Annotated in this window: 20 protein-coding genes and 2 pseudogenes; 12 read left to right on the top strand and 10 right to left on the bottom strand. The window is 67.5% G+C overall.

Annotated features, from left to right (window positions below):
* Positions 1-86: 86 nt before the first annotated feature.
* Both EDD92_RS48795 and EDD92_RS48790 read left to right on the top strand, forming a co-directional pair.
* Entirely contained in the window at positions 87-293 is a 207-nt protein-coding gene (locus tag EDD92_RS48795; RefSeq protein ID WP_123970932.1) for a hypothetical protein, read from the top strand.
* 493 nt (positions 294-786) lie between these two features.
* Positions 787-996, top strand: coding sequence for a hypothetical protein (locus tag EDD92_RS48790; protein ID WP_123970931.1), 210 nt, complete (start codon positions 787-789; stop codon positions 994-996).
* Positions 997-1,207: 211 nt separating this feature from the next.
* Here the strand turns inward: EDD92_RS48790 and EDD92_RS48785 are convergent, their stop codons facing one another.
* The 3 genes from EDD92_RS48785 to EDD92_RS48770 all read right to left on the bottom strand — a co-directional run bounded on the left by EDD92_RS48785 (position 1,208) and on the right by EDD92_RS48770 (position 3,332).
* Positions 1,208-1,567: a hypothetical protein gene (locus EDD92_RS48785; protein ID WP_123970930.1), complete on the bottom strand. Its 360-nt coding sequence runs from the start codon at positions 1,565-1,567 to the stop codon at positions 1,208-1,210.
* A 52-nt stretch (positions 1,568-1,619) separates the two neighbouring features.
* The gene (locus EDD92_RS48780) at positions 1,620-1,919 is read right to left on the bottom strand and encodes a hypothetical protein (protein ID WP_123970929.1); all 300 of its coding nucleotides are present in this window, start codon (positions 1,917-1,919) and stop codon (positions 1,620-1,622) included.
* A gap of 795 nt (positions 1,920-2,714) precedes the next feature.
* Positions 2,715-3,332: a TetR/AcrR family transcriptional regulator gene (locus EDD92_RS48770; protein WP_123970928.1), complete on the bottom strand. Its 618-nt coding sequence runs from the start codon at positions 3,330-3,332 to the stop codon at positions 2,715-2,717.
* Positions 3,333-3,706: 374 nt separating this feature from the next.
* On the opposite strand from EDD92_RS48770, the gene EDD92_RS48765 reads away from it, so the two are divergent.
* From EDD92_RS48765 to EDD92_RS51965, 3 genes are all read left to right on the top strand, one after another.
* On the top strand, positions 3,707-4,732 hold the full coding sequence (locus tag EDD92_RS48765; RefSeq protein ID WP_260327410.1) for an alpha/beta hydrolase: 1,026 nt from the start codon (positions 3,707-3,709) through the stop codon (positions 4,730-4,732).
* Between the two features lie 237 nt (positions 4,733-4,969).
* A complete protein-coding gene (locus tag EDD92_RS48760) occupies positions 4,970-5,470 on the top strand; it encodes a hypothetical protein (RefSeq protein ID WP_260327409.1) in 501 nt (166 codons plus the stop codon).
* Between the two features lie 46 nt (positions 5,471-5,516).
* Positions 5,517-5,651: a hypothetical protein gene (locus EDD92_RS51965; protein ID WP_260327408.1), complete on the top strand. Its 135-nt coding sequence runs from the start codon at positions 5,517-5,519 to the stop codon at positions 5,649-5,651.
* Between the two features lie 369 nt (positions 5,652-6,020).
* Here EDD92_RS51965 and EDD92_RS48750 read toward each other — a convergent pair whose 3' ends face one another.
* Positions 6,021-6,569 (bottom strand): tetratricopeptide repeat protein, encoded by a 549-nt coding sequence (locus tag EDD92_RS48750; RefSeq protein ID WP_123970927.1) that lies wholly within the window; start codon positions 6,567-6,569, stop codon positions 6,021-6,023.
* A gap of 37 nt (positions 6,570-6,606) precedes the next feature.
* Here EDD92_RS48750 and EDD92_RS48745 point away from each other — a divergent pair, with 37 nt between their 5' ends.
* Entirely contained in the window at positions 6,607-7,413 is an 807-nt protein-coding gene (locus tag EDD92_RS48745; RefSeq protein ID WP_123970926.1) for a hypothetical protein, read from the top strand.
* A gap of 496 nt (positions 7,414-7,909) precedes the next feature.
* Here the strand turns inward: EDD92_RS48745 and EDD92_RS48740 are convergent, their stop codons facing one another.
* From EDD92_RS48740 to EDD92_RS50650, 3 genes are all read right to left on the bottom strand, one after another.
* A complete protein-coding gene (locus EDD92_RS48740; protein WP_123970925.1) occupies positions 7,910-8,458 on the bottom strand; it encodes a hypothetical protein in 549 nt (182 codons plus the stop codon).
* A 1,650-nt stretch (positions 8,459-10,108) separates the two neighbouring features.
* Positions 10,109-10,981, bottom strand: a complete 873-nt coding sequence (locus EDD92_RS51960) for a hypothetical protein (RefSeq protein WP_260327407.1) — start codon at positions 10,979-10,981, stop codon at positions 10,109-10,111.
* Positions 10,981-11,355, bottom strand: a complete 375-nt coding sequence (locus EDD92_RS50650) for a DUF6228 family protein (protein WP_221268343.1) — start codon at positions 11,353-11,355, stop codon at positions 10,981-10,983. The genes EDD92_RS51960 and EDD92_RS50650 overlap by 1 nt, the downstream gene beginning before the upstream one ends.
* 117 nt (positions 11,356-11,472) lie before the next feature.
* Here EDD92_RS50650 and EDD92_RS48725 point away from each other — a divergent pair, with 117 nt between their 5' ends.
* Positions 11,473-12,738, top strand: a complete 1,266-nt coding sequence (locus tag EDD92_RS48725; protein ID WP_123970923.1) for a ParA family protein — start codon at positions 11,473-11,475, stop codon at positions 12,736-12,738.
* Complete coding sequence (locus tag EDD92_RS48720; protein WP_123970922.1) at positions 12,735-13,841, top strand: ParB/RepB/Spo0J family partition protein; 1,107 nt, start codon at positions 12,735-12,737, stop codon at positions 13,839-13,841. The genes EDD92_RS48725 and EDD92_RS48720 overlap by 4 nt, the downstream gene beginning before the upstream one ends.
* A gap of 2,047 nt (positions 13,842-15,888) precedes the next feature.
* On the opposite strand, the gene EDD92_RS52675 is transcribed toward EDD92_RS48720, so the two are convergent.
* Entirely contained in the window at positions 15,889-16,377 is a 489-nt protein-coding gene (locus tag EDD92_RS52675; protein WP_399185657.1) for a hypothetical protein, read from the bottom strand.
* The gene (locus tag EDD92_RS52670) at positions 16,274-16,681 is read right to left on the bottom strand and encodes an alpha/beta fold hydrolase (protein WP_399185649.1); all 408 of its coding nucleotides are present in this window, start codon (positions 16,679-16,681) and stop codon (positions 16,274-16,276) included. Before EDD92_RS52670 ends, EDD92_RS52675 begins: the two co-directional genes overlap by 104 nt.
* 453 nt (positions 16,682-17,134) lie before the next feature.
* Here EDD92_RS52670 and EDD92_RS48705 point away from each other — a divergent pair.
* The 3 genes and pseudogenes from EDD92_RS48705 to EDD92_RS48695 all read left to right on the top strand — a co-directional run.
* Positions 17,135-17,390, top strand: a pseudogene (locus EDD92_RS48705) (transposase); the annotation flags it as partial.
* 294 nt (positions 17,391-17,684) lie between these two features.
* The gene (locus EDD92_RS48700) at positions 17,685-18,935 is read left to right on the top strand and encodes a neprosin family prolyl endopeptidase (protein WP_123970921.1); all 1,251 of its coding nucleotides are present in this window, start codon (positions 17,685-17,687) and stop codon (positions 18,933-18,935) included.
* Positions 18,926-19,279, top strand: coding sequence for a hypothetical protein (locus tag EDD92_RS48695; protein WP_123970920.1), 354 nt, complete (start codon positions 18,926-18,928; stop codon positions 19,277-19,279). Before EDD92_RS48700 ends, EDD92_RS48695 begins: the two co-directional genes overlap by 10 nt.
* Before the next feature lie 1,690 nt (positions 19,280-20,969).
* On the opposite strand, the gene EDD92_RS48685 is transcribed toward EDD92_RS48695, so the two are convergent.
* On the bottom strand, positions 20,970-21,410 hold the full coding sequence (locus tag EDD92_RS48685) for an SDR family oxidoreductase (protein ID WP_260327440.1): 441 nt from the start codon (positions 21,408-21,410) through the stop codon (positions 20,970-20,972).
* On the opposite strand from EDD92_RS48685, the pseudogene EDD92_RS52665 reads away from it, so the two are divergent.
* Positions 21,345-21,548, top strand: a pseudogene (locus tag EDD92_RS52665) (transposase); the annotation flags it as partial. The gene EDD92_RS48685 and the pseudogene EDD92_RS52665 overlap by 66 nt on opposite strands.
* Positions 21,549-21,653 lie beyond the last annotated feature (105 nt).

Here is a 21,653-nt window from a genome sequence, read left to right as displayed (position 1 = left end):
CACCATCTGGCTGCCCGCGCGCGGCAGCTCTGGACCGCTCAGCGAGCGCAGATCAAGACCGCCTGCACTCAGCTGCGAGGTGCCGCATGAACGTCCACGACGTGATGTTTCTGATGCTCGCGTTCGTCGTGCTCGGTGTGCTCTCCGTCGTGGCGGGCGCCATCGGATTCGGGATCGCCAAGTGGGAAGGCGCCCTCACTGCCGCGGCGGTCAATCGGGGATTCATCGCCTTCGGCGCCACCTTCACGATCGGCATCTCCACGCTCGCCGTGATCATCACAGCCCTGAAGTAGCCATGGTTAGCGAGCGTGCTCTACGGAGTGAGCGTGCCTGCCCCCCTCCTGGTCAAGCTCCTCGGATCAGAAAGGCGGTTCAACGGAGTAGCCCTTCTGCGATCGATCGCAGCCAACCCCGCCGCGCGCACCATCGTCCCGCCGGCTGGATCGACCGCCGGCGGATTGCCGAACGTGAGGGCGCCTGCCTTGAGGTTTCTGGCCTATGGGCTCGACTCCCCAATCGGGGAGTCGTCGCTACCTCGAACTGAACGGGGCGGGACTCGGAGCGGGACCGGACCGTGGCCGACTCCCCGCACCCGTCGCGGGCGGGAGTCCGCCACGACTACGCCGCCTCCTGGTCCTCGCCGTCCCCGCCGCCGAGGGCGTGCTTTAGCTGGGAACGGGCCTCGGGACGCTCAGGTAGTGCACGCGGCACAAACGGGCCATCCCCGGTGTCCCGGCCAGCGAACCTTGATCGTGTGCCACCGGATGTCATTGTTACGGTCGCTGGATGGAGAGCTGGGACGAGGGCGCCGTGCGCGCACGGATACGGGAGATGGCAGCACGGGACCCGGAGCGGGAGCGCTTCGGGGCGGACACGCACCGGTACGAGCTGGCACCTCGGCTGGCGGAGGCGGAGATTCGGGCTTTCGAGGAATCCCACGGCATCGAGCTGCCGATGGAGTACCGGTCCGTCGTCGCTGAGGTGGGGCGTCACTGACGGGCGGCAACTTACCGGCTTCGAGCCTGCCGGGTGGCCACTATCCGAGGTTGTTCGCTCATGACGGTGACGCTGCTGACGATCGGCTCTCGCGGTTTACGGACAGGCTCGCGCCCCTCAGGCTCCGCGATGGCCGCCTTGCTTGCCGAACCGACCTCGTCGACCCCTACCCCCAAGCGCTCGACAAGCTGATCGACGCCAAGGCCCACGTTCAGGCTGGCGAGGCGTCGATTTCTTGGATGCCGCCTCCGGGACCGGTGGCGAGATACTCCAGGAGCCGAGTGAGGGCGTTCGCAGCCAGTTCCTGTGCGTGGTCGTCGCCGAACTCATCGGTGACGGGCTCGTCTTCGTCGGTGACGTCGGCCGGCTCGAAGGTGGTCTCCCAGATGCGCTGAACGGGCCGGCGGTCGGCACGGGTGGTGAACCGGATACGGATGGGCCAGCCGGCCCCGTCTGCGGTGACGTCCACGACCTGGATGGTGCCGGACTGCGGGCAGTCGATGGAGCGCCCGCGCAGCACGTCAGCGGTCATCCGTGCGGCGCGGGCGGGAGAGAAGAACACGGCGGTCATATCAGGAGGCTAGTGCGGGGACGGGCCGTGTGCGCCCCGTCCCCGCGTCCGGTCAGCCGCAGCGTGGGGACATGGCGCTGGCCGGGATTCTTTCCTGGTAGGCGGTGATGATGCCCTTGATGCCCGTCGAGCCGTAGCCGAGGTATGACACGACGACGCGGTACCGGTAACCCGAGCACGGCGGCAGGGCGTTCAGCAGGAACACGCGCGTGTTCGGGTCTTGGTCGTATTCGCTGGTGGGGGTGGTGAGGGTGGCGGTGATGTCCTCGTCGACGGTGGGCGTCCAGTGCTTCGCGTGGATCTTGTTGAAGCCGAAGCCGGTGGGCGTGCCACAGCGCAGCCTTGGGGGCACCGGCCGACACCGACCAACTTCAGCAACGCATCACCATGCTGGAACAGAACCTCGCCGACATCCAAGGTCAGCTCGATGAACGCGACGACGAACTGGAGGCTGCCCGAGCGGCCAACCGCGAACTGACCCGCGCCTTAAACCAGCGCGAGTGACCTACAACGCCCGCAGGAGGAAGTCGAAATGTCCGGGTTCATCGGACACGGCGGCCGCCATCTTTTCCGACAAGGAGGGCGGCAGGCGATCGGGGGTGCGGCTATTCGGGCAACGGTCTGTCCTGGACGACGTTCTTCATTACGAGGTGTCGGCGTACGGAGTTTTCTGGTCTTGGCAAGATTTTCGTGAAGTCGGGATTGCCACCGTGCGCCGGTGACGAACGAGATAGCCAAAGCGCTGCCTCCAGAATCAAGATTCTTCGGTTTGACCGTTGAAGAGGGATGCCGGGCCGTCGCGGAAGAAGCGAACCGCAACTCCGCTCGCGCCCAGCCCACCAGCCTGCGGCCCGTTGACTCACTGCACGCCGCAGGCCAGCAACCCGTGGGAGGTTCCAAGCCTGGGACGAGCGCGTGACGCACACCCTGGACTGGTGGGCGGCTTACGGGGCGTGGTGGCTGGCTCGGTGAGGTCGAGGGACTCCAGGTCAGCTTCGGCGCTGCGATCGCCAAGCTCAACAGCCTCAAGCGATCTCCGGCCGATGGTCGGCCGCAGCTGGTCGGCCTTGGTATGCCGGTCTTCACCGACCACGCACCCTCCCCCGGGCAGGGACCGGGAGGGCCCCGATAACCGGCCCTGATCCTGTCAATGAGCGAGTTCTGCTTGGCGAAGGCTGCGGAACACCGCCGGGGTCGTCCATCCGCGCAACGTGGCGTGAATCGCCGAGCGGAATGCGGCCTCGGCCGTCGCGGCGTCGAAGGCCCCAGCCAGTTCAAGAGTCACCAGCCCGTGGAGGGTGGCCCAGATCGACAGGGCGATCGACGTTGCCTCGCCGACGAGGACGGAAGCTGTCACGGCACGATCGATCGCTGCGAGAAGCGGACGGATCGGGTCACTGGCACCGACCTTCCCCGACGGGTCGAAGGACTGCACACCACCGAACAGCACCGTGTACAGGTGGCTGTGTCCTTGCCCCCAGCGACGGTAGGCGACGGCCAGCGCGTAGAGGTCGGCGAGCGGGTCTGCGGAGGTCTGCACCGCCGACACGTCCTGGAACAGGCCGGTGACGGCTCTGTCGCGCACCGCACCGATGAGCCCGTCCTTACCGCCGAACAGGGAGTACACCGCCGTCGTCGACGCCTCGGCGGCAGCGGCCACGGCGCGGACCGTGAGCGACTCCCGCGGACGGGTGGCGAGCATCTCGGTCGCGCACTCCACAAGCCGCTCTTTGACGGCCTCGTCGTTTGTTCTCGGCCTACCCACGGCCAGCAGCCTACCCCTTCTGATAACGTTGTTTTGAAACAGCGTTCTGAAACTGGGGGTCCGCCGTGCCTACGTTCGCCATACGTCTCGTCCGCTTCACCGGACGCTTACTGCTGGCTCTGGCCGCCGCCACGATGCTGGTCGTTGTCTTTCTCGCACTGATCGCCCTCACAGATGGGGCAAGCTCGGGGCTCGCCGCATGGTTGACGACCCTTGGAGTCGGAGCTGTCCTCGCGCTGTGGCTGGGTCGGCGCCGCACTTGGCCGGCACGGCTCGTGCCGTTCCTGCCGGTGGTTGTCGCGGTGGCATTGACGGCGTCGGTCTGTATCCCGACCGTGCCGACGGCCCGGCGATACCCGGCCGCCCTGCCGTTCGTGACCACACAGCACTGGAGCCTGTCCACCGGCAGCCGGGTCGCGGTGTACCACTACCCGCCCGCAAACCCCGGCGCCCGGCATCCCATCCCGCTCGTGTACCTCAACGGCGGACCGGTCCGCGGCATCTCGGTGCTCGACCACCGGTTCCTGCAACTCCTGGCACGCCAGGGCTACGACATCTACGCCTACGAACAGGCCGGTGGCGGACGAAGCGACCTGCTGCCCATGAGCCAGTACACGATCTCCAGGTCGGTCCGTGACCTCGCCGCCCTCGTCGACCGCCTGAACAAAGGCAAGGTCGACATCCTCGGATTCTCCTCAGGCGGGACCGTGCTCACCCGAGCCCTGGCCGACCCGCGCGTCGCCGCCCGCCTGCACCGGGCGATCATCGCCGAGCCCGGCCCCATGGACGGCCCCACCGCACACATCACCGGGCACAAGGGCCGAAAATCCGCACGCGGCATCGCGCCGGCCATGACCGGGCCGCGATCGACGCACGCCCCCCGGTACGCCGTGGCACTCGGCCTCATGCGACTCGGACTCCTCACCCCCGACACCGGACTGATCGGACAGGCCGAAGGCGACAACGCCTTCACCGCCGCAGACCTCGGCAGCGACACCGCATCCGCCTACTGCGCGCGCGACGCGCACCGCATCCCCGCCGAGGACACCCCACAGAACTTCTCCTTCAGCCCCGCCGCCAGCCTCCGCATCCAGCAGACGGTCAAGGACTCACCCTCCATCGCCCCGCAACTGAGGCGCTCCCGGACCCCCGCGATGCTGATGATCGCCGAGTGCTCCTCCCAGGTCCGTCAATGGGCGACCGCAATCCTTGCCCATGACCCCGCCATCCAGCGCACGCAGTACATGCCCGGAGTCGGACACCACATGTGGAACGGCCTCGACGAAAACAACGACCGGGCCGTCGGCGTCATCACTGCGTTCCTTCAGGGCAAGCCAACACCCCTGCCGAACTCCCCGACCCGCAACGAGATCCCTGCCTTCCTGCGCGATCACAAATGAAGACGCTTCAGCCCGTCGCCGGCAACGGCGGGCGAAACCTCGAAGCCTCCCCGGTCCTGCTGCAGGTGCAGCCATGGGCGATCTCTTAGTCCGGAAAAAGTGCAAGCGATCCCACCGAACTCCTGGCCCGAGCACTCCGCGACCGCGGCCGCCAGGTCGAAGTCGAGCACCTCCGGCGCGTGCTGAAAACGCCCGCCGCAAGTCCCGCCCACACCAACCCCGAGCAGGCGCCCACCGATGAAGCGTCTCTTCCGCCGCCGCGGCCACACGCCCGGCGCTCTCAGCCCCGAGGACCAGGCCGCCGTCGACCAGTTCCGCGCCCTGCTCGCCGCACTGCGCGACATGGAGACCTGGACGCCCGGCCTCTACCGGGACATCGCCGTACGCGTCGGACCGCTCATCGAACGGGCCCACTCCCGCCCGGGCGACGACCACGGTCACGACCTGATCGCCGTCTCCCTGGTTCACCCCGACACCCAGCACGCCCCGGCCTACCTCCACGGCCACCAACTCGGCTACACCGGCAAGGGCTGGCTGCGCTGCGAGACGGACAAGATCCTCGGAGTGTGGCACGCGGCCCTCACACCACTCACCCACGCCGCGGCGGGCCTCGACATCCCCGACGACGTCGGCATGAAACCCGCGCACTACGCCGTCCACGTCGAAGCCCGCCGGAAGGACAACTCCGGCCGCATCTTGCTCCACATGGGCTACCCAGACCTGGCTCGCCTCCCGTGACGCGGAACGCCTCAACACCCTGCCGGAGGGCAGAGCGGCCACCGTCATGCCCGGGTACACGGTCACCGCGAAGGACACGGTGTTCCATGTCAGTGACCACACCTCCTACAGCGACCCGCACGAGAACGACGCCTGCGAGCTCCTGGCGGCCCTCCTCGAAGACGTGAGTGCCCCGTGGTGACGACGGCCCTGTACGAGATCGAGACCAGCGAAGCCGACGACGGCACGACCGTCCCTGCCGAAGGCATCTGGGCCCCCAGCAACGAGGATGCAGGCCGACAGCGGATTCATCGCCTACAGCGGGCTGTACGTTGCCGGCATCGGAGCCCCGAACGACGACCGCCCGCACCCGGACAGTTCGTCGTCCTCGGATACCAACGGTGGGCGGACCTCATCGAGGCCGCTGCCGCGTACATGGCCCGCGTCCACGACTGGCGGCACCTCCACAGTTACCCCGGTGACGACCCCAGCGAGGCCATCGACCGGCTCCCCCACGCCGTGCACACGCACGCGGTGTACCTCCGCCACCCTCCGGCTTGTGCATAGGTGGTCAGTGACCAATTCGTGGAGGCGTTCTTTTCTGAGAGCCAGGCTCGTCCTCGTTCGCCGCGAGCTGACCCGGGATGTCCTCCGCTTCCGGATGGCGCCCCAAACTTTCGAGGAGGTTCGCTTGCAAACGCAGCGCTTCGGCGCGATCCGGGACGTACCGTGCCGCGGCCAGAGGGAGGAGCTTGTCATAGAGCCGAAGGGCCTCCTCGATGGCCCGTAACGCTTCATGCAGTTCGACCCGCGCCTCGTACCGGACCCATGCCCAGCAGCCCAGGGCGAGGGCGAGGTCGGATTCGCGGACGTCGGGGTTGCCCGCGGCCAGGCGACGGTAGATCTCCAGCGCCTCCTGCTCGGCCGCCATCGCCTCCTCGCGCCGCCCCAGCTCGGAGAACCGCTTCCCCAGGTTGGACAGCGAGGCGGCGAGACTGCGTGCGTGGGCACCGGGGTCGGCGACAGCCAAGCGGCGGTCGATATCGACGGCTTTCTCGACCGGCGCGAGGGCTTCGGCTGGTCGGCCCTCTCGTTTCAGCGGCCGGATTGCCCGATTCACAGAATGTGAAACACCTCAGGCGAGCAGACTCGACGGCATGGCACGTACCGCCCGCAAGTCAGCTGCTCCCACAAAACCGCTGCTGAAGCCGCCCGTCCGGATCGGAAATCTCGACACCGCCGCACTCGTCGGCGAGTTGCGTCAACTCCACGAGGACGCCGAGGACGAGAGCGTCGGCCAGATGCCCGCTGACGAGGAGCTGTTCGGGGCTCTGCTGCATCTTGAGGCCAACGCGGGGGCGTTGAAGGGCGAGGAAGCGCGGCGCAAGGCCGCGATCGCGCGGGTGAAGCTGTGGGAGTACCTCCGGGAGCAGGCGGACGTCCATCAGGCGAAGGCAGTCGAAGATGCCAGGCATGCGAATGCCGAGTGGGCCCAACTGGTGCCAGCCCTCGCCGTCAGGACCGTTAGCGCGGCGTACAACAAGGCCACCCGTCTCCGTGCTGCGGCGCTGACCGATGACTCGCGAGGCGTTGACAGCCCGGTGCGTCGCACACCAGAGGCCGTACTCGACGTGGAACGTCGCGCGGCGCTCCGCGAGGCCGAGGCGCGCCGGGTCGAGCAAGAGGCGGCGCACCGTCACAGGCTGCTCGCTCCGGTCGCGCAGCGGCTGATCGAGCACCGGGCGGGCCTGGACGACGGTGGGGAGGTTACCGACTGGCTCGACGAGATTGCCACGGTCCTCCCCGATTGCAACACACCGATCCGGGTCGTCAGCCTCCAGACCTATGTGGCAGCCGCGGTCCGAGAACTGAGGAAGATCGAGCGGACGACGGCGCGGCCGGCGGCCTCGACCCCTGACGCCCAACTCGCGTATGAGGCCGCGGCCGAGCTCATCGACGGCTGAGGCAGCCACTACCAGTGCATCGGCTACGTGAGCACGTATGGACGATGCCCCGCAGCTCTGCTGTGCCGAGACGAAGGGGGTGGCCCATGAGCGACGAGAAAGAGCCACCGGTCCGGCGGTACGGCAAACGACAGCCGAGTGGTGGGACCGAGTCCGAAACGGTAGGGCCCGGCGCGCCATCACCGGTGCGGCGCGGCACCGCGTCATCGCCAGAAGAAGTACGGGGCCATACCTACCTTGGAGACGTTGCCGACTCACAGGTTGCCATCGAGGCGGCTCTGGCAGTTGGGGCTACCTGGACGGCTGCACCCTTCGCGGGCGCCTTGATGTCTCACCTTGCGACAGACACATACCAGCAGTTCAGGGGCTGGACACGCAGCACGCTCAAAGGCGCGACCAGGTTCGCTGAGACAGAAGCCCGAACGACTCGGTTCGTTGAGAAAACGACTCGATTGAGTGAGACAGGACAGGCGCGGCCCACAGGGCACTCCCCCAGCTACCGCGAGGCCCGAGTGATTACGCCGTAATCACCCTGGGGCGGCGGGACTTCGGGTCCTGCAGGCAGTTGGCGACGAGGGTCATCGACGAGCCAGCGTGAGTGGAGGCGGTGGTCGGGTGCCTGAGGGGTAGTGCCGGCGAAGAATCCGCCTCCGACGACGAGTCCGTCACCGTTTAGGGTCACGCCGCCTGGATTGATGATGCGAGTGTTCTCCAACACCAGCGTCCCGCCGATCTGCGCACTCCACATGAGGACTTCGCCACTGACGACGGCGTCTCGGCAAAGGAAGTCGCGTTCGGCCACCAGACTGTCTGCCTGCAGCGCGGGGGTGCCGCCGAGGCATACTCCAGTGAGGTCGGCCGTGCCACTCACGCGGGTCCGGGTAAGCCGCAAGGGTCGAGCACTGCGGCAGTGCGCGAAGCGAAAGAGGCCATCGACGCGGGCGTCACGCAGATCCAGGCCCGGCAGCTTCGAGTGGGTGAGGTCGATGAGCTTCGTGGAAGCGGCTTCCAGGCGAGGTTCCCGTTCGAAGTCGCAGTTTGTCATGACGACGGCATGAGGTACGTCGCAGCCTGACAAGTCCAGCAGCCCCGCAACCGTTGCTCCTTGTAGCCGGAGGGCTGGAACATGCCCTGGTACGGGTTCACGCTCCCCCAGTAGCAGACGGGTAATGATCTCGGCGCGTACGACCGTGTCAGACGCCTGAGGCGCTCCTCGAGCCCTCCGGCTTAGATCTACAAGCCGTCCAGGGGGAAAGGCATCCCACAGCAGCTGCTCGGATTCGGACAGACCTCGTCCAGACATAGGCCGCTCTCCCCACGCAGTAGCAGTCGACTCGTGATGCTGCTTGTGGAGATGTTGGGCTGGCTTCCACAGGTTCCTGCTCGGCGGACAACTGGGGCATTGACGCGTGGGCGCTGAGCGTGAGCAGTCAGCAGAGCCGCATCCGCGCGCAGCAGCGTTCTGTACGACAGGGCCCCGTGGGGGGGTGTGCCGGACACAAGCGGCATGGCCCCCCGGCGCCGGAGCAAGAGGCCGCCTCAGGGCGTGATCGACTACGGCGTGATCACTTGAGGGCGGGCAGCCGGCGGCTCCTGGGTGATTACGCCGTAATCACCCAGGAGCCTTGAAACGTGGGTGAGTAACTCAACCAGGCTCTCCAGTGGTACCAGCGCGCCGTCGCTGCAGGCGATGTAGACGCCCTGCTTCCCGCAGCCGAAGCCCTGGCCAATTCGGGCTGCCTGGATGAGGCACTCCCCTGGTTTCAGCGCGCCGCCGCTGCCGGGAGGAGCGACGCGGCCCTGGCGGCGGCCCGCCAATTGGCTGACGCGGGACGGCTGGACGAAGCCCTCGACTGGTTCGAGCGAGCCGCTCAGGACGAAACCGTCACAGCCCCCAGGAAGCAGCGCGCCGACTGGCCGCAGCTGGTCGCCCGGACGAAGCTGCAGCCTGGGCGGATCGCGCCCTCACAGGTGAGGCAACCGAGCCGCTTCCACCACAGGATCCGTACCTCCACCCTGAAACGGAGTGCCGCCTGATGTCCGCTTGGGCAGCGCGAGCTGCCCAACGAGCATTAGCCAACCCACTTGCAGAGGCCCGACAACTTGCCACCGTAGGCCAACTGGACGAAGCGCTGACACGCGCGCGAGAGGCCGCCCTGGCCGGCGACCCTCACGCAGCGACCTGGGGAGCTCTCCAGTTGGCCGATCGCGGACGATGGGAAGAAGCTCTGGCCTGGTGTGTGCACGCCGCAGCAACTGGAAGCGACCTCGCTCTCCCCCTCGTCGTGGTGTGCCTCTCTGAGGAAGGTCGCACAGCCGAAGCCGAGCAGTTGGAGCGCTACGGATGGGACGTCAGCGGAGACATCGCCACATCGTGGCAACCACGCGACGACGCTCCGAGGGGCGCCCCGGCTGTTTCCCCAGGTGCCTCAAGGGTTGGGTGATTACGCCGTAATCACCCAGCGGGCGTCTCGACTTGGGCGAGGGTGCGTCGCTCTGCCTCCGCGCCCAACCGCGGTGCCTTCGCAGGACCACACCGTAATGACCTGGGGACTGGCAGCCCGTCGGGCGGGGTGATTACGACGTAATCACTTGGATGAGACGGATGACCCGTCTCGCTGAAGGTGAACCACGTCGGGGCTGTGACCAGCGGTGGTGCAGATCGAGCGAGACGGAGGTGCGGTCGGCGTCTCGCTCAATCTGAGTTCTGAGGGCCAGGACTTGCCTCGCGTCCGGCAGCGAACTCGTCGAGAAGCTGGAACAGGATCTTGGTCGCGTGCTTCTCGTCCTCGGGCGGCAGGTCGGCGATGTTGTTCCAGCCTTCTGGGAGCGCGATATGCAGGACCTGTCCGGGCCAGGCGTGGTTGCAGCTGCGGCCGCGGCGGGCGACGAGCCATTCGTGCCAGCCTGCGAGCCCCTGCCCGCCGTGGCGTATCGCGTGCTGGTCGTAGCCGGTGAGGAAGGCGGTCAGTTGGTGGAACGACGAGGCTGTGCCGACGAACATGCCGGGACGCCGGCCGACGCAGGCGAAATACTCGCGCTCGCTCATTTCCCTGATCTGTCTCATCGGTCTCCTTCGCAGGTCTGGCGCGGATCCGGCTATGCACCGTGCGGATGCCGACGGTCGTTCCAAAGTCCTCTGAGGGCTTCGAGTTCGGTGCGGGGGAGTGCTCGCCCATTTGCTGCGGTAGCCGCTCTCTCCGGAGGTGTGCGCGACGTCGTCGAAGCAGCGGATTACGGCGCGGGCCAGCTCATCGATGGGGTAGTGGTTCGACCAGAGTTCGGTGCCCTTGTTGTCGTGGTCGCTTCCGTCCCTGAGCTCCAAGACTCGGACCCAGACGCCCTCGTCTTCCCGATAGAAGATCCATCGATAGGCAGTCGGCTCGGCCTCGAACTGCGCTCGCGTTTCCGTCTCGCCGGCGATCAGCCGGGCCAGCGCGGTCAGGTCTTCCGGCGCGCTCGTGATGTAGGACGCGGTGAGCACGATGACCGCCTGGCCGTCTGTAACCGTGCAGTCAGCCCAGCCGTGTCCGTCGAGGCGCCAGGCAAGTCGCAGGCCGATCGTCACTACGCATTCCCTTCCAGGAAGTGCCGGATGTCCGATGCCGCGGCAGCGAGCTCTTCGCCAGCCTCGAGCCAGATGGCGACCGACGCGTTCCAACTCCCGGGAAAGGTGCGCCAGGGACGGAGCGTCCAGGTCGATCCGACGTGCCGGCCTGAGCGGAACACGGCCGACAGGGCCAGGTCCTCGTCGATGGTGTGCCAGGTCCGTGCACCGTCCCAACCATGGACGTCCGCGGCAGAAGTCCTCAGCCTCCGCCAGCCACACCCACCCAGCGCTGACCACGTACAAACGACCGTAGCGAGCCAGGCACGGCAGTGGCTCACAAAGAGCGAGACGGATCGGTAGACAGCCCAGCTCGACCGGGACGCAAGAACCATGACCCAGATAGACCGAGACTGGCCTTCAGCGAGACGGTCAACGGAGAACTTCATCAACTTGGTCTAACTAACGTGTCGATGATGCAAATGATCAAGGGCGTTAGTATGGTGACCTCCATGAGTTCTCCAGCCACCTCCAGCGACCGCGAGAAGGTCGTCTCCAAGCTGCCGGGATGGCTCCGGCAGAACCTCAAAATCAGAACCGCCCAGCACGGCATCGAGATCCAGACGGCCGTCGAACAGGGCATCAGAGACTGGTGCAGCCTGGCCTCGACCCCCGCCACCATCGACACCGCCGCCGCCGACTCCTTCTCCACCTTCCTGCCCCCCAGCCAGTGGGAGGAGTTCCGGGAGATCGCCGCCGACCGGCGCGTCTCCCTCATCCAGGGACTGGCCCAATCCGTCCAGTTGTGGCTCGACACCAACCCTGCCCCAGACATCGAACGCCCAGCGTTCACCCGTCGCCTGATCGTCTGCAACCAAAAGGGCGGCGTCGGCAAGACCGCCATCACCGCCGGCCTCGGCGAGGCACTGGCCGAAGACCCCAACACCCTTCACCCGGTACGCGTCGCCAAGGCACTCGCCAAGGCCGTGCGCGCGAGCGAAACGCACGACGACGAAACCGAAGCGGAAGACGACCCGCTCGACATCGAGAACCTGCCCGGACTCGGGCTGCGGGTGCTCCTCGTCGACTTCGACCCGCAGTGCCACCTCACCAACCAACTCGGCGGCAGCCCACTGCCGATGGATGGGGACAGCCTCACCAACCACATGGCGGGCGACCCCAAGGGCGACCTCCGCGACCTCATCCTCTCCGTCGACGACGACACCTTCGACGGCCGCCTCCACCTCCTGCCGGCCTGCAACGACGCCTTCCTCCTCGACGTACGCCTGTCCGCCGTACGGGCCCGGGAAGCCGCCCTCGAAAGGGCCCTTGCCCCCCTCGAAGGTGACTACGACGTCATCATCGTCGACTGCCCACCCAGCCTCGGCCTCAGCATGGACGCCGCCGTCTACTACGGCCGCCGACGCGACGGCGAAAAGCCCGGCCAGTCCGGGGCCCTCATCGTCGTCCAAGCCGAGGACAGCTCCGCCGACGCCTACGAACTGCTCACCTCACAGATCGACGACCTGCGCGGCGACCTCCAAGTCGACATCGACTACCTCGGCATCGTCGTCAACCTCTACGACTCCCGCCGCGGATACATCGCCACCTCGTCGCTCCAGGGATGGGTGGACATAAAGGATCCGAAGGTCGTCGGACTCATCGGAGACCTCAAGGAACAGAAAGAAGCGGTTCGAGTGAAGAAACCCCTGCTGTCCTACGCCCCTAAATCACAGCAGGCAGTCGGCATGCGAGCCCTGGCAAGGGAGGTCTCGTGAGCAAGGCTGATCAGCTGGGCGCCGGCCGGTTCGGCGGGGGAGTGCGCCCAGTCAGCGCACGCCGCCAGGCCGTCGCCGCCGCCACGGGCGTCCCCACCGAGGCTATCGCCCCGCCCACAGAACTCCCCGTCCAACGGGTCAGCCTCAACCCGGACAACCCCCGCTCCAGCCTGGGGGATCTCACCGACCTCGCGGGCAGCCTCAAGACCCACGGCCAGAAACAGGCAATCACGGTCATGAACCGCGACGCCTACATCAAAGCCAACCCCCAACGCGAAGCCGACCTCGAACCCGACACCACCCACGTCGTGGTCGACGGCAGCAGCCGCCTGGCTGCCGCCCGCGACGGCGGCCTCGCCACCATCAAGGTCATGGTCAGCGACGACGAGGGCTCCACCCCCGAAGAGATCCTCGAATCCGCCCTCGTCGCCAACATCCACCGCCAGGACCTCGAAGAACTCGACGAAGCCCGCGCTCTCCAGCGTCTCCTGGACATTTCAGGCAGTCAGCGAGCCCTGGCCAAACGCCTCCACCGCTCCCAAGGCTGGATCTCCCAGCGCCTCGCCCTCCTCAACCTGACCCCCGAACTCCAAGCCCGCATCGGTGAAGAACCCATCGACCTGCTGCGCGCGGTCGGCAACAAGCCAGCCGACCAGCAGGAAGGCGTGCTGGAAGAGCTCAAAGCGGAGCGAGCACGCAAGGAAGGGCAGGCCCGCACATCGAAGGGCACCCCGAAGCCACAGGCGCCTGAAACGGGGGAGTTGTACAGCCGAGAGACGGCTCCGGATACTCCAGCAGAGCCGGAATCCAACTCAGCCCCGGAGGGAGCGGATGCCACGCAGCCTCCGGTGCACCGGCCGAGGTCTGCGCAGGATGAGCCGTCTGCCATCAAGTCAGGGGACGGCATGCCGTCTGTTCCCGCGCAGGCGGCCACCGAAGGGACGACGGCTGATGAGGGGGAGGAGCAGCCCAAGCGGTTCCCCTACGAGAAGGGTTGGCTCGTCGCAGAGCTCCTGATCCGAAAGATGCCCCCAGCTGAGTTCGACACGATGCTGGACACGCTCATCAAGTACAAGGAGGACCAGACCGTCTCTTCCGGTTGACCTGGGGACACACCACGGTCAGCCCTCCACGAGGGCCGCCTTCCCACGTTTGGAGACCGGCCCTTCGCCTCCCAGCCAGACCAGGGTCTGGCAGGTGATGTGGTGTGTGTCTATCCGGCACCGGCTGGCTCGAGGCTCGGGTGATTACGGCGTAATCACCCGAGCCTCGAGCCAGCCGGTGCCGGTCAGCGCAGTAGCGGCAGCGGTCTGTCAGGAAGTACGAAGCCGGCGGCTCCAGGATGCCGGACGCAGCCGCTCTTCCCCGGGCAGGCGGGCTGGCACACAGGGGCCACGGTTACCAACTTGCTGCCCGAGGTCACGTCAGCACCTCGGCACCGGCTCCGAGTTCGGCCTGCCGGTGGCGCGGCCCACCACCTCGATGCGATCTATCCGTCGCACGAGATGGAGAACCGGACCGGTGCGGGCCTCATCGTCCAGACAGATCGAGCACGCGTGGACGCGTTGATGGCGCGCCGCTGACCGCACCACCGTGCCGGAGCCAGGCTGTCGACGGCGCGCACTTGCTATCTCCCCAACCACCCACGCACGGGCCGGGCGGCCGGGGCATGAAGAGGCACCAGTAGGCCATCGTGCTTCTGTGTGTTCGCCGTGGGTCACGGAGCAGGCTGGTCGTCATTGGACGCCGCGTCACGCCAGGCCTTACGGACCCGCTGCCATGAACGGAGGACATCAGGCAGCTGCTCCAGGATGCCTCGGACAGCGAACAGGAGAACGGAGATGACACCTGCGCCTGCAAGGAGCATGAGTACCGCTGAGTTGCTCACCGGCTTCGACCTTTCTTGATGGTGGTCGAACCGGTGGGGGAGGCAGGCTCAGTTCGACCACGCCGTGCGTGGGTAGAACTGACTTCCTGCCGACACCAAGAACTCAGACCGGGATCAGCTCCCGGGGGCTTCTTGCAGGTGGAGCGTGCAGGCCCTGATGCCTGCGTGGTCGAATCCACTCCCCGGCCGCCCGTGTCGGAGGCGGGCACGGTTCTGTGGAAACCTTCCTGGCACCCCAACATTGAGCTGGGCCGCCCAGGGCGCGGACAGACCGGGCACTGGGCTCGGCCTGAGATTGCTCCGAAGCTAGCACAACTGCGGTTGATGAAGCCTGAGTTCACATCTCGGCTTGACAGCTACGGGTCGCATCCGATTTGGGTTGGGCACGGCCGCTTCGATGACGCCCTAGTAGAAGCGGCGCCGCAGCTTTGCATGGTTGGTTGTCCGCAGCATTCGCACGGCTTCGCCAGCGGCGGCGTACGGTGCCGTCGGCGAACCAGCGGACCAGAGACACGGCAAGGTCGACGGCCATGCGCGCCTCGGCGAGGGTCTCCTCCCGGGGGGCTGCTGGCCTCCGTGGCGGATCGTCTGCCCTGGCCAGAGTAGGGACATCATCACCTCGACGGTCTCTTCCCCCGCGGTGCCGGTCTTCCCGGGGAGGACGACGTCCCACTGGCCCGGGTGCTGGCGCAGTTCGCGAAGTATTGTGCCGAGCATGGCCTTGCTGTTGTTCGGCTCCAAAGTGGCGTGCGCGGCCCACCCTCATTGCCATGGGATCGGCACTGCTGGTGGAGCGCCGGAAGACCCAGCAAGAGACGGAAGCTGACTGGTGCAGAACCCGACGGGAGCGCTAGGCGAAGTTCCTCGCAGCTCACGCCGAAGCTGGCAGCGATCTGCGGAATATTGCCGCCACACCTGGCCTTGACGCGGGCGAGCGGTATCGGCAGACACGCGCGGCCTACGCACATTGCTACGCGTCCCGCCACGAGTTGGAGCTTCTCGCTCCGCAGACTGTCGTCACTCTGGCCGAGGCTTGCAGTCACGCAGTCCGAATGATGCGTGACGCCGTAAGCGCTGGTGGCTTCGGCAGCGTTCTCCGGGGTCTGGCACAAGTTCCGTAAGCCGCTCACATCTTGCAGTTGTTGATCTTCATCGAACGGTGCGGAAGTCGTACTGAAACCGCTCCTCGCACGGTGGTACGCCGGACGGGCAGCCGGGTCAAAACGATCGCCTGCGCCGCGAACGGGTCGACCAGGCTGCACCTACGCCGCGAGTGTGTCCAGGACTTCTGTGACGGAGGCAGGATTGAGAGGGCCTACGTGCGACGCCTCCGGAAAGTTGTGTACGCGGAAGCGGTTGCCGGGTATGAGTGCGTCGGCTTCCGCGACCATCCTGTCCTGGAGCGCGGTGGCGATCGTCCGGTCTTTACCGAAGCGGAGGTAGGTGCGGGGAATGCGTCCCCAGCTGTCAGCTCGGCCGACCGCTCGGCCCGCATAAGCGGCGATGGGCTCGTCGGTCTGCATGCCGGCCAGGATGCGGCGGAAGTCGTCGTCGGGGTAGTCCGTGCAGATCATCTCCTTCAGGAGGGCCAGTTCACGGCTGTCACCTGTCCGGAAGTTCAGCCGCAGCACCCCGAGCTGGTCCGGGTCACCCACCGTCAGCTCGACCGGGCTGACGGCGTTGGCGTTCTCGGGTGCCGCCGTGCAGGCATCCGCTGTGGGCAGGGCACGGCTGGGACAGAAGGCTGCCATGTAGCAGATGTGGTGAAGCAGATGCGGGACGGCGTTGCCGACACGGCTGACCGATACGCCGCCCGCCTAGGCTGTGCCCGACCAGCACCACCGGGCCGTTCCGCGCCGCGCGCCGCACGATGCCTATGACGCGCGCCTCGTAGTCGTCGAGCCCGAGGCCCTTCAGCGGGGATGGCTCGGCCGCCATCGCTTTGAGGTCCTGCCGCTGATACGACTCCGGGACGAAGGCCTCCGTGCCATGCCCCAGCTGGTCGACCATCACGACGCGGTGCCCGCGCAGCGTCAGCTCCCGCGCGATCGGCATCCAGAACGCGCCGGCGCTGTGGGTACCGTGCACCAGCACGTAGGTGGTGGACCCGCGACGTGGCTCCGCCACCGCTCGTGAGGCTCCGAGCCCGCCGGCCAGGGCCATGCCCCCCACCGCGAGCCCCAGACCGCGCAGCGCCGTCCGCCTGGTGGTACTCGTTCGTGGTTCGTTCGTGGCATGCATCATGTTCCGACGCTATGAGCGGCCCGCTGAGCTCACCAGCGGCCCAGCACCCCTGCGGGGGTGGGCCTGGGACCACCTTTCGGGCGCTGGAGGTTCGGAGGGAGACCTACCCTGCAACCGAAAGGACGGTGGATCAGACACCTCAACGCCCAGCTCGGCTCGGTGGAGTCGACGCTCGACATCATCGCCGACTACATCAACGCCTGACCGGTTGGGGCCAGGCCACGAAGCGGCGGGCCCCAACCCCCGTACTTGCGAGGGAAGTTCATGGTGAGCAGGTCCCGTTGCTATCCGTCCGACACCTTCGACGACGAATGGGCCCTCATCGAAGTGCTGCTGCCGCCCCCCGCCTGCGAGACCCCCCACAGGGGGACGTCCCGAGGAACACCCCCGGCGCGCGATCGTCGACGCGATCCGCTACGTCGTCGACACCGGCTGCAAGTGGAGGGCCCTGCCCAAGGACTTCCCGCCTTGGCGCACGTGTTGCGGCTTCATGGCCCGCTGGGCCGCCTGCGGACTGGTTCGGGCTGCGGGGGCGAGCGGCTGATCACGTAGGTGCCGGCCGCAGGGACGCAAAGGCTTGTAATCAAGGGGCCGGCGCGGCCCAGTTGCATCCCGGACCTCGGGCCTCAGGTGCCGCCTGGGCCCCTGTGACTTGCCCCGAGCAATGGCCGATTCCGTGCCTGTCGGTGTCCGGGCCCGGGTCTAGCGTGACGGCCACGCCGGCACACGTGTCCGGGGCCCCCGGGCCGCCGTGGGGCGGCGACTGTCCGGGACCCGTGTACCGCGGCCGTCCCGGGATTGGGGGACGAAGACCATGGCCACAGGCGCCGTCGAGCGCAACCCGAGCGAGTACGCCGAGATCGCGAACCGGCCGGACCGGCCCGTCACGCAAACGCTGTCGGAGGCCGAGGCCGCGAGCCGGCTGGATGAGATCCACCAGTATCTGAAGGACCGTTACGCACGCCGGGACGTTGTCACCCAGACGGTGACCAAAGGCGGCGTCCAGCTGGACTGGGTGCCGGTCGAGTCCCAGATGGTGGACGGCCGTATCGCCGAACCACCCGGCGAGGACCGGCCGTTGAAGGCGGAGAAGGGTGAGTTCCCCGCCGAGCCGGTGCACTTCGAGCTGGAGGACGAGGCCGCCGACCGCGGTCCGCGCGGCACCGTCCCGCTGGTCCGGCTGCCGGTCGAGCGGATCAAGCCCACCAGCACCCTGGCCGACTGGCTGTCCAAGGGCCCTGCCACCCGGATCGTCGCCCCGCTCGGCTCCGGCCGCGAGACGGTCCAGGCGGCGGTCGCCACGGTCCACAAGTACGGCTACAGCAGCCAGAGCGTGACCTGCTACGGCACCGCCGGCAACATCAACGCCTGGAACACCTATGTGGAGCGCAGCGACGAGTTCTCCCTCGGTCAGCTCAGCCTCTCCCGGGGCAGCGGCACCGGACGTCAGACCCTGGAGGTCGGTCACCAGACCTACAAGGACCTGTACGGGGACTGGGTCCCGCACCTGTTCACCTTCTACACGACCAACGGCTACACCCAGAGCGGCGACAACAAGGGCGGCTACAACGAGAACGTGAAGGGCTGGGTGCAGTACAGCAGTACCGTCCACCCTGGCGCCCTCTCCAGCCCGCTCAGCACGTTCGGCGGCACGCAGTACGTGCTGGGGCTGAAGGTGCAGCTGTGGCAAGGCAACTGGTGGGTGAGGGTCAACGGCAACTGGATCGGCTACTACCCGGCGAGCCTGTACGCCACCACCGGCCTGCGCGACCAGGCCTCCGCCGTCTCCTGGTTCGGGGAGGTCGTGGACAGCGGCACCGACCCGGCCACCACCCAGACCGACATGGGCAGCGGCCACTGGCCCTACGAGGGCTTCGGGTACTGCGCGTACATGAACAACCTCGAGTACCAGTCCGACACGGGCGGCACGATGACGCGCTACTCGGGCTCCACCTGGGCGTCCCACCCGAACTGCTACACAGTGGAAGGACACTTCTCCAACACGGGGAGCTGGGAGTCCTACCAGTGGTGGGGCGGCAGCGGAAGGAACTCGGCATGCCCGTGACGGGCACAGGGAATCAGCCGGCCGGAGCGGACGGCCCGGACGGGCCGGGGGAGCCCCTCCCGGGCGAGCCCCAAGCCGCATCCGCCCTGCCGGATGTCATTCCCAGCACGACCGATCCGGACGTGGAGTGCGTGCGGATCGGCTCCGTGGAACACACCGGAGGCGGCGCCCTCGCGGCACCGCCTCCGGGCGCCGCCGGTGAACCGGCCGGCGGCCCGTCGCCGTGCCCACCCGGGTATGTCCCGCGCCGCCGCCGCACGCCATACCCCACCGAGGGCAAACGCGTCCTTCGCCCCGGCCCCTCGGAACGCAACCCGAACGCCCGCCCGGACGAGAAGAGCTGAGCGCGCCGAGCCCATGGTGGAGTCGGCGAGAGCGTCGCGCGGCAGGGAGCGACCGAAGCGACTCACCTGTGATGGCGACTCTTGTGGGTGCGGGCTGCAGGTTGGCTGCAGAGTCGCTTGAGTCGCTTCGGTCGCTGGGGTGGTGGACGAGCGTCGGTTTCAGCGCTGCCGCCGATCGGTCCGGAATGGGGCCAGCAGGGGCAGATCAGGCGTCGGCTCCGGCCCGAGGGGCGGAGATCCAGGGCAGCCTGTCGGGGGAGGACGACCTCCATGGCGGCGGACTCGAGATCGTCGGCCCGCACGGGGCCCCGCCTCACGCTTGTCCCGAATCCGCGTGCAAGGGAATGAAAGGCGGGCGGCAGGGTCTCTGCACGTTCAGTCCCTGCCGGTCAGTCCCTTGTAAACGTGCAGGTCACAGGAGTACCTGACACTCATAAGGGACCCAAGGGACTCTAGTTGGGAGTTATGAGCGAGTCCTGCGTGCGCGTGTATGCGCGCGCGTATCTACTGAGCTCCATGTATGTAGCTGGCTCATAATTGGAGTTTTCAGTCCCTTCAGTCCCTGCCAGCGGGCCTACTTGCCTTCTGATCTGCGAAAACGCGCAGGGACTGGAGACAGGGACCAGACCCTGGCCCTCCTCTTCAGGCCCTCCTCTTCGGGCCCTGCCCGCAGCGCGCCGCGCCGCCAGGACCCGCGCCTGGGCGAGGTCGGTGAAGTCGTTGGGCGAGATGACCTTGCGCTGCACGACGGAGAAGTAGATCTCCACCTGGTTCAACCAGGAGGCGTGGACCGGGGTGTGCACCAGTACCGCGTTCGGAAGCGGCGGCCAGCCGGTCGGCGGCCTTCTTGCCGCGGCAGGAGGAGCCGTTGTCGACGACCCAGAACACGCGCTTGGCGCTGGCGTAGGGCTCCTGGGTCATGACCTGGGCGACCAGGGGCCATGAACGGAACGATGCCGGTGGTCGGCTCGCAACGGCCGAGCACCTTCGGGCGCTGGACGTCGTAGGCGGCCAGGTAGGCCAGCGCGCCGCCGCGCCCGTAGGTGTGGTTCACCCGCATCGTGCGGGCCTGGCCGGGGGGCGAGGGTGGGGCGGCAGGGACAGCGGGCCTGGATGGAGGTCTTCTCGTCCGCGGAGATGACGTATTCGTCCTCTCCGAGCGGGGTGCCATCGAAGATGCGCGCGTACAGGTCCAGGACCCGTTGAGCGGTGGCGCGGAAGTTCGGGTCGCGGATGAAGATCCAGGAGCGGTGCTGCCAGGGATTGAGTGCGTCGTCCCTGAGCCAGCGGCGCACAGTGGAGGCGGAGATGGTGTCGGCGACGGCCCGGGTGACGGCCTCGCGCGCGAGTTCGGGGCATGACCAGGACGAGAGCGTTGGCTCCGGACTGGGTGGGCAACTGGCAGGCCAGTGCTTTGACTTCGGCGATCTGCAGCGCGGTGAACGTCGGAGGCCGCCCCGACCGATTGCGGTCGGCCAGGGCGGGCACCCGGCCGGCCGCAATCGGCCGCGCCAGCGGCGCACGGTGTTCGCGTGCAGGTGGATTTCAGCGGCGACCCGGGCGTTGCCGCGGCCTCGTGCTGCCAGGAGCACGATCGCCGCCTGCTGGCGTGCCTGGTGCGGGTCTTGTGGCGGTAGGGCCATCTCCTTGAGTTGGGTGGCGCTCGGCGGCGGTGGAGCCACATGACTCGTCAGGCGTTGGAGTGAACGCCGATGCCGCCGGAGACGGTGAGGTTGTCGCCGGTGATGTAGTTGGCGGCTTCCGAGGCGAGGAAGGCCACGGCTTCGGCGATGTCGGTGGGAGCGCCGACGCGGCCGAGCGGGACGTCCCGGGCCCAGGAATCGATCATTTCCTGGGAGACACCCATCTTGCGGTAGGCGGGGGTGTTGATCAGTCCTGGGCTGACGGCGTTGACGCGGATGCGGCGGGGGGCGAGTTCGAGCGCGAGGGACCGCATGAGGGGCAGCAGAGCGCCCTTGGCGGCTGTCATCGCGGCCCCGAGTCCTTCGGCGGCGCCTACGGTGAACACGACCGAGGCGCCCTCGTTGAGGAGCGGCAGCGCCTTTTGGCGCTGCGAGCCCGCTGGCCCAAGGAGAAGCTGTACGTCGTACTGGACAACTTCTCCCCGCACAAGCACGCCGAGGTCCGCACTTGGGTGGCCGACAACGACATCGAGCTGGTCTTCCTACCCACCTACGGCTCCTGGCTGAACTGGATCGAGTCCGAGTTCGCCGCGCTACGCTACTTCGCACTCAACGGCACGAACCACCGCACACACGACGAGCAGAACGCCGCCATCGCCGCCTACATACGCTGGCACAACGCCCGCGCCGAGCCGAAGACCGGCATTGGACCGAATACCCAGCCAAGGCTG

Origin of the sequence: Streptomyces sp. TLI_185 (genome assembly GCF_003814765.1) — a bacterium.
Lineage (GTDB): Bacteria > Actinomycetota > Actinomycetes > Streptomycetales > Streptomycetaceae > Streptomyces.
Note: the sequence above shows the minus strand (reverse complement) of the source record. Positions and strands in the feature narration are given on the sequence as shown.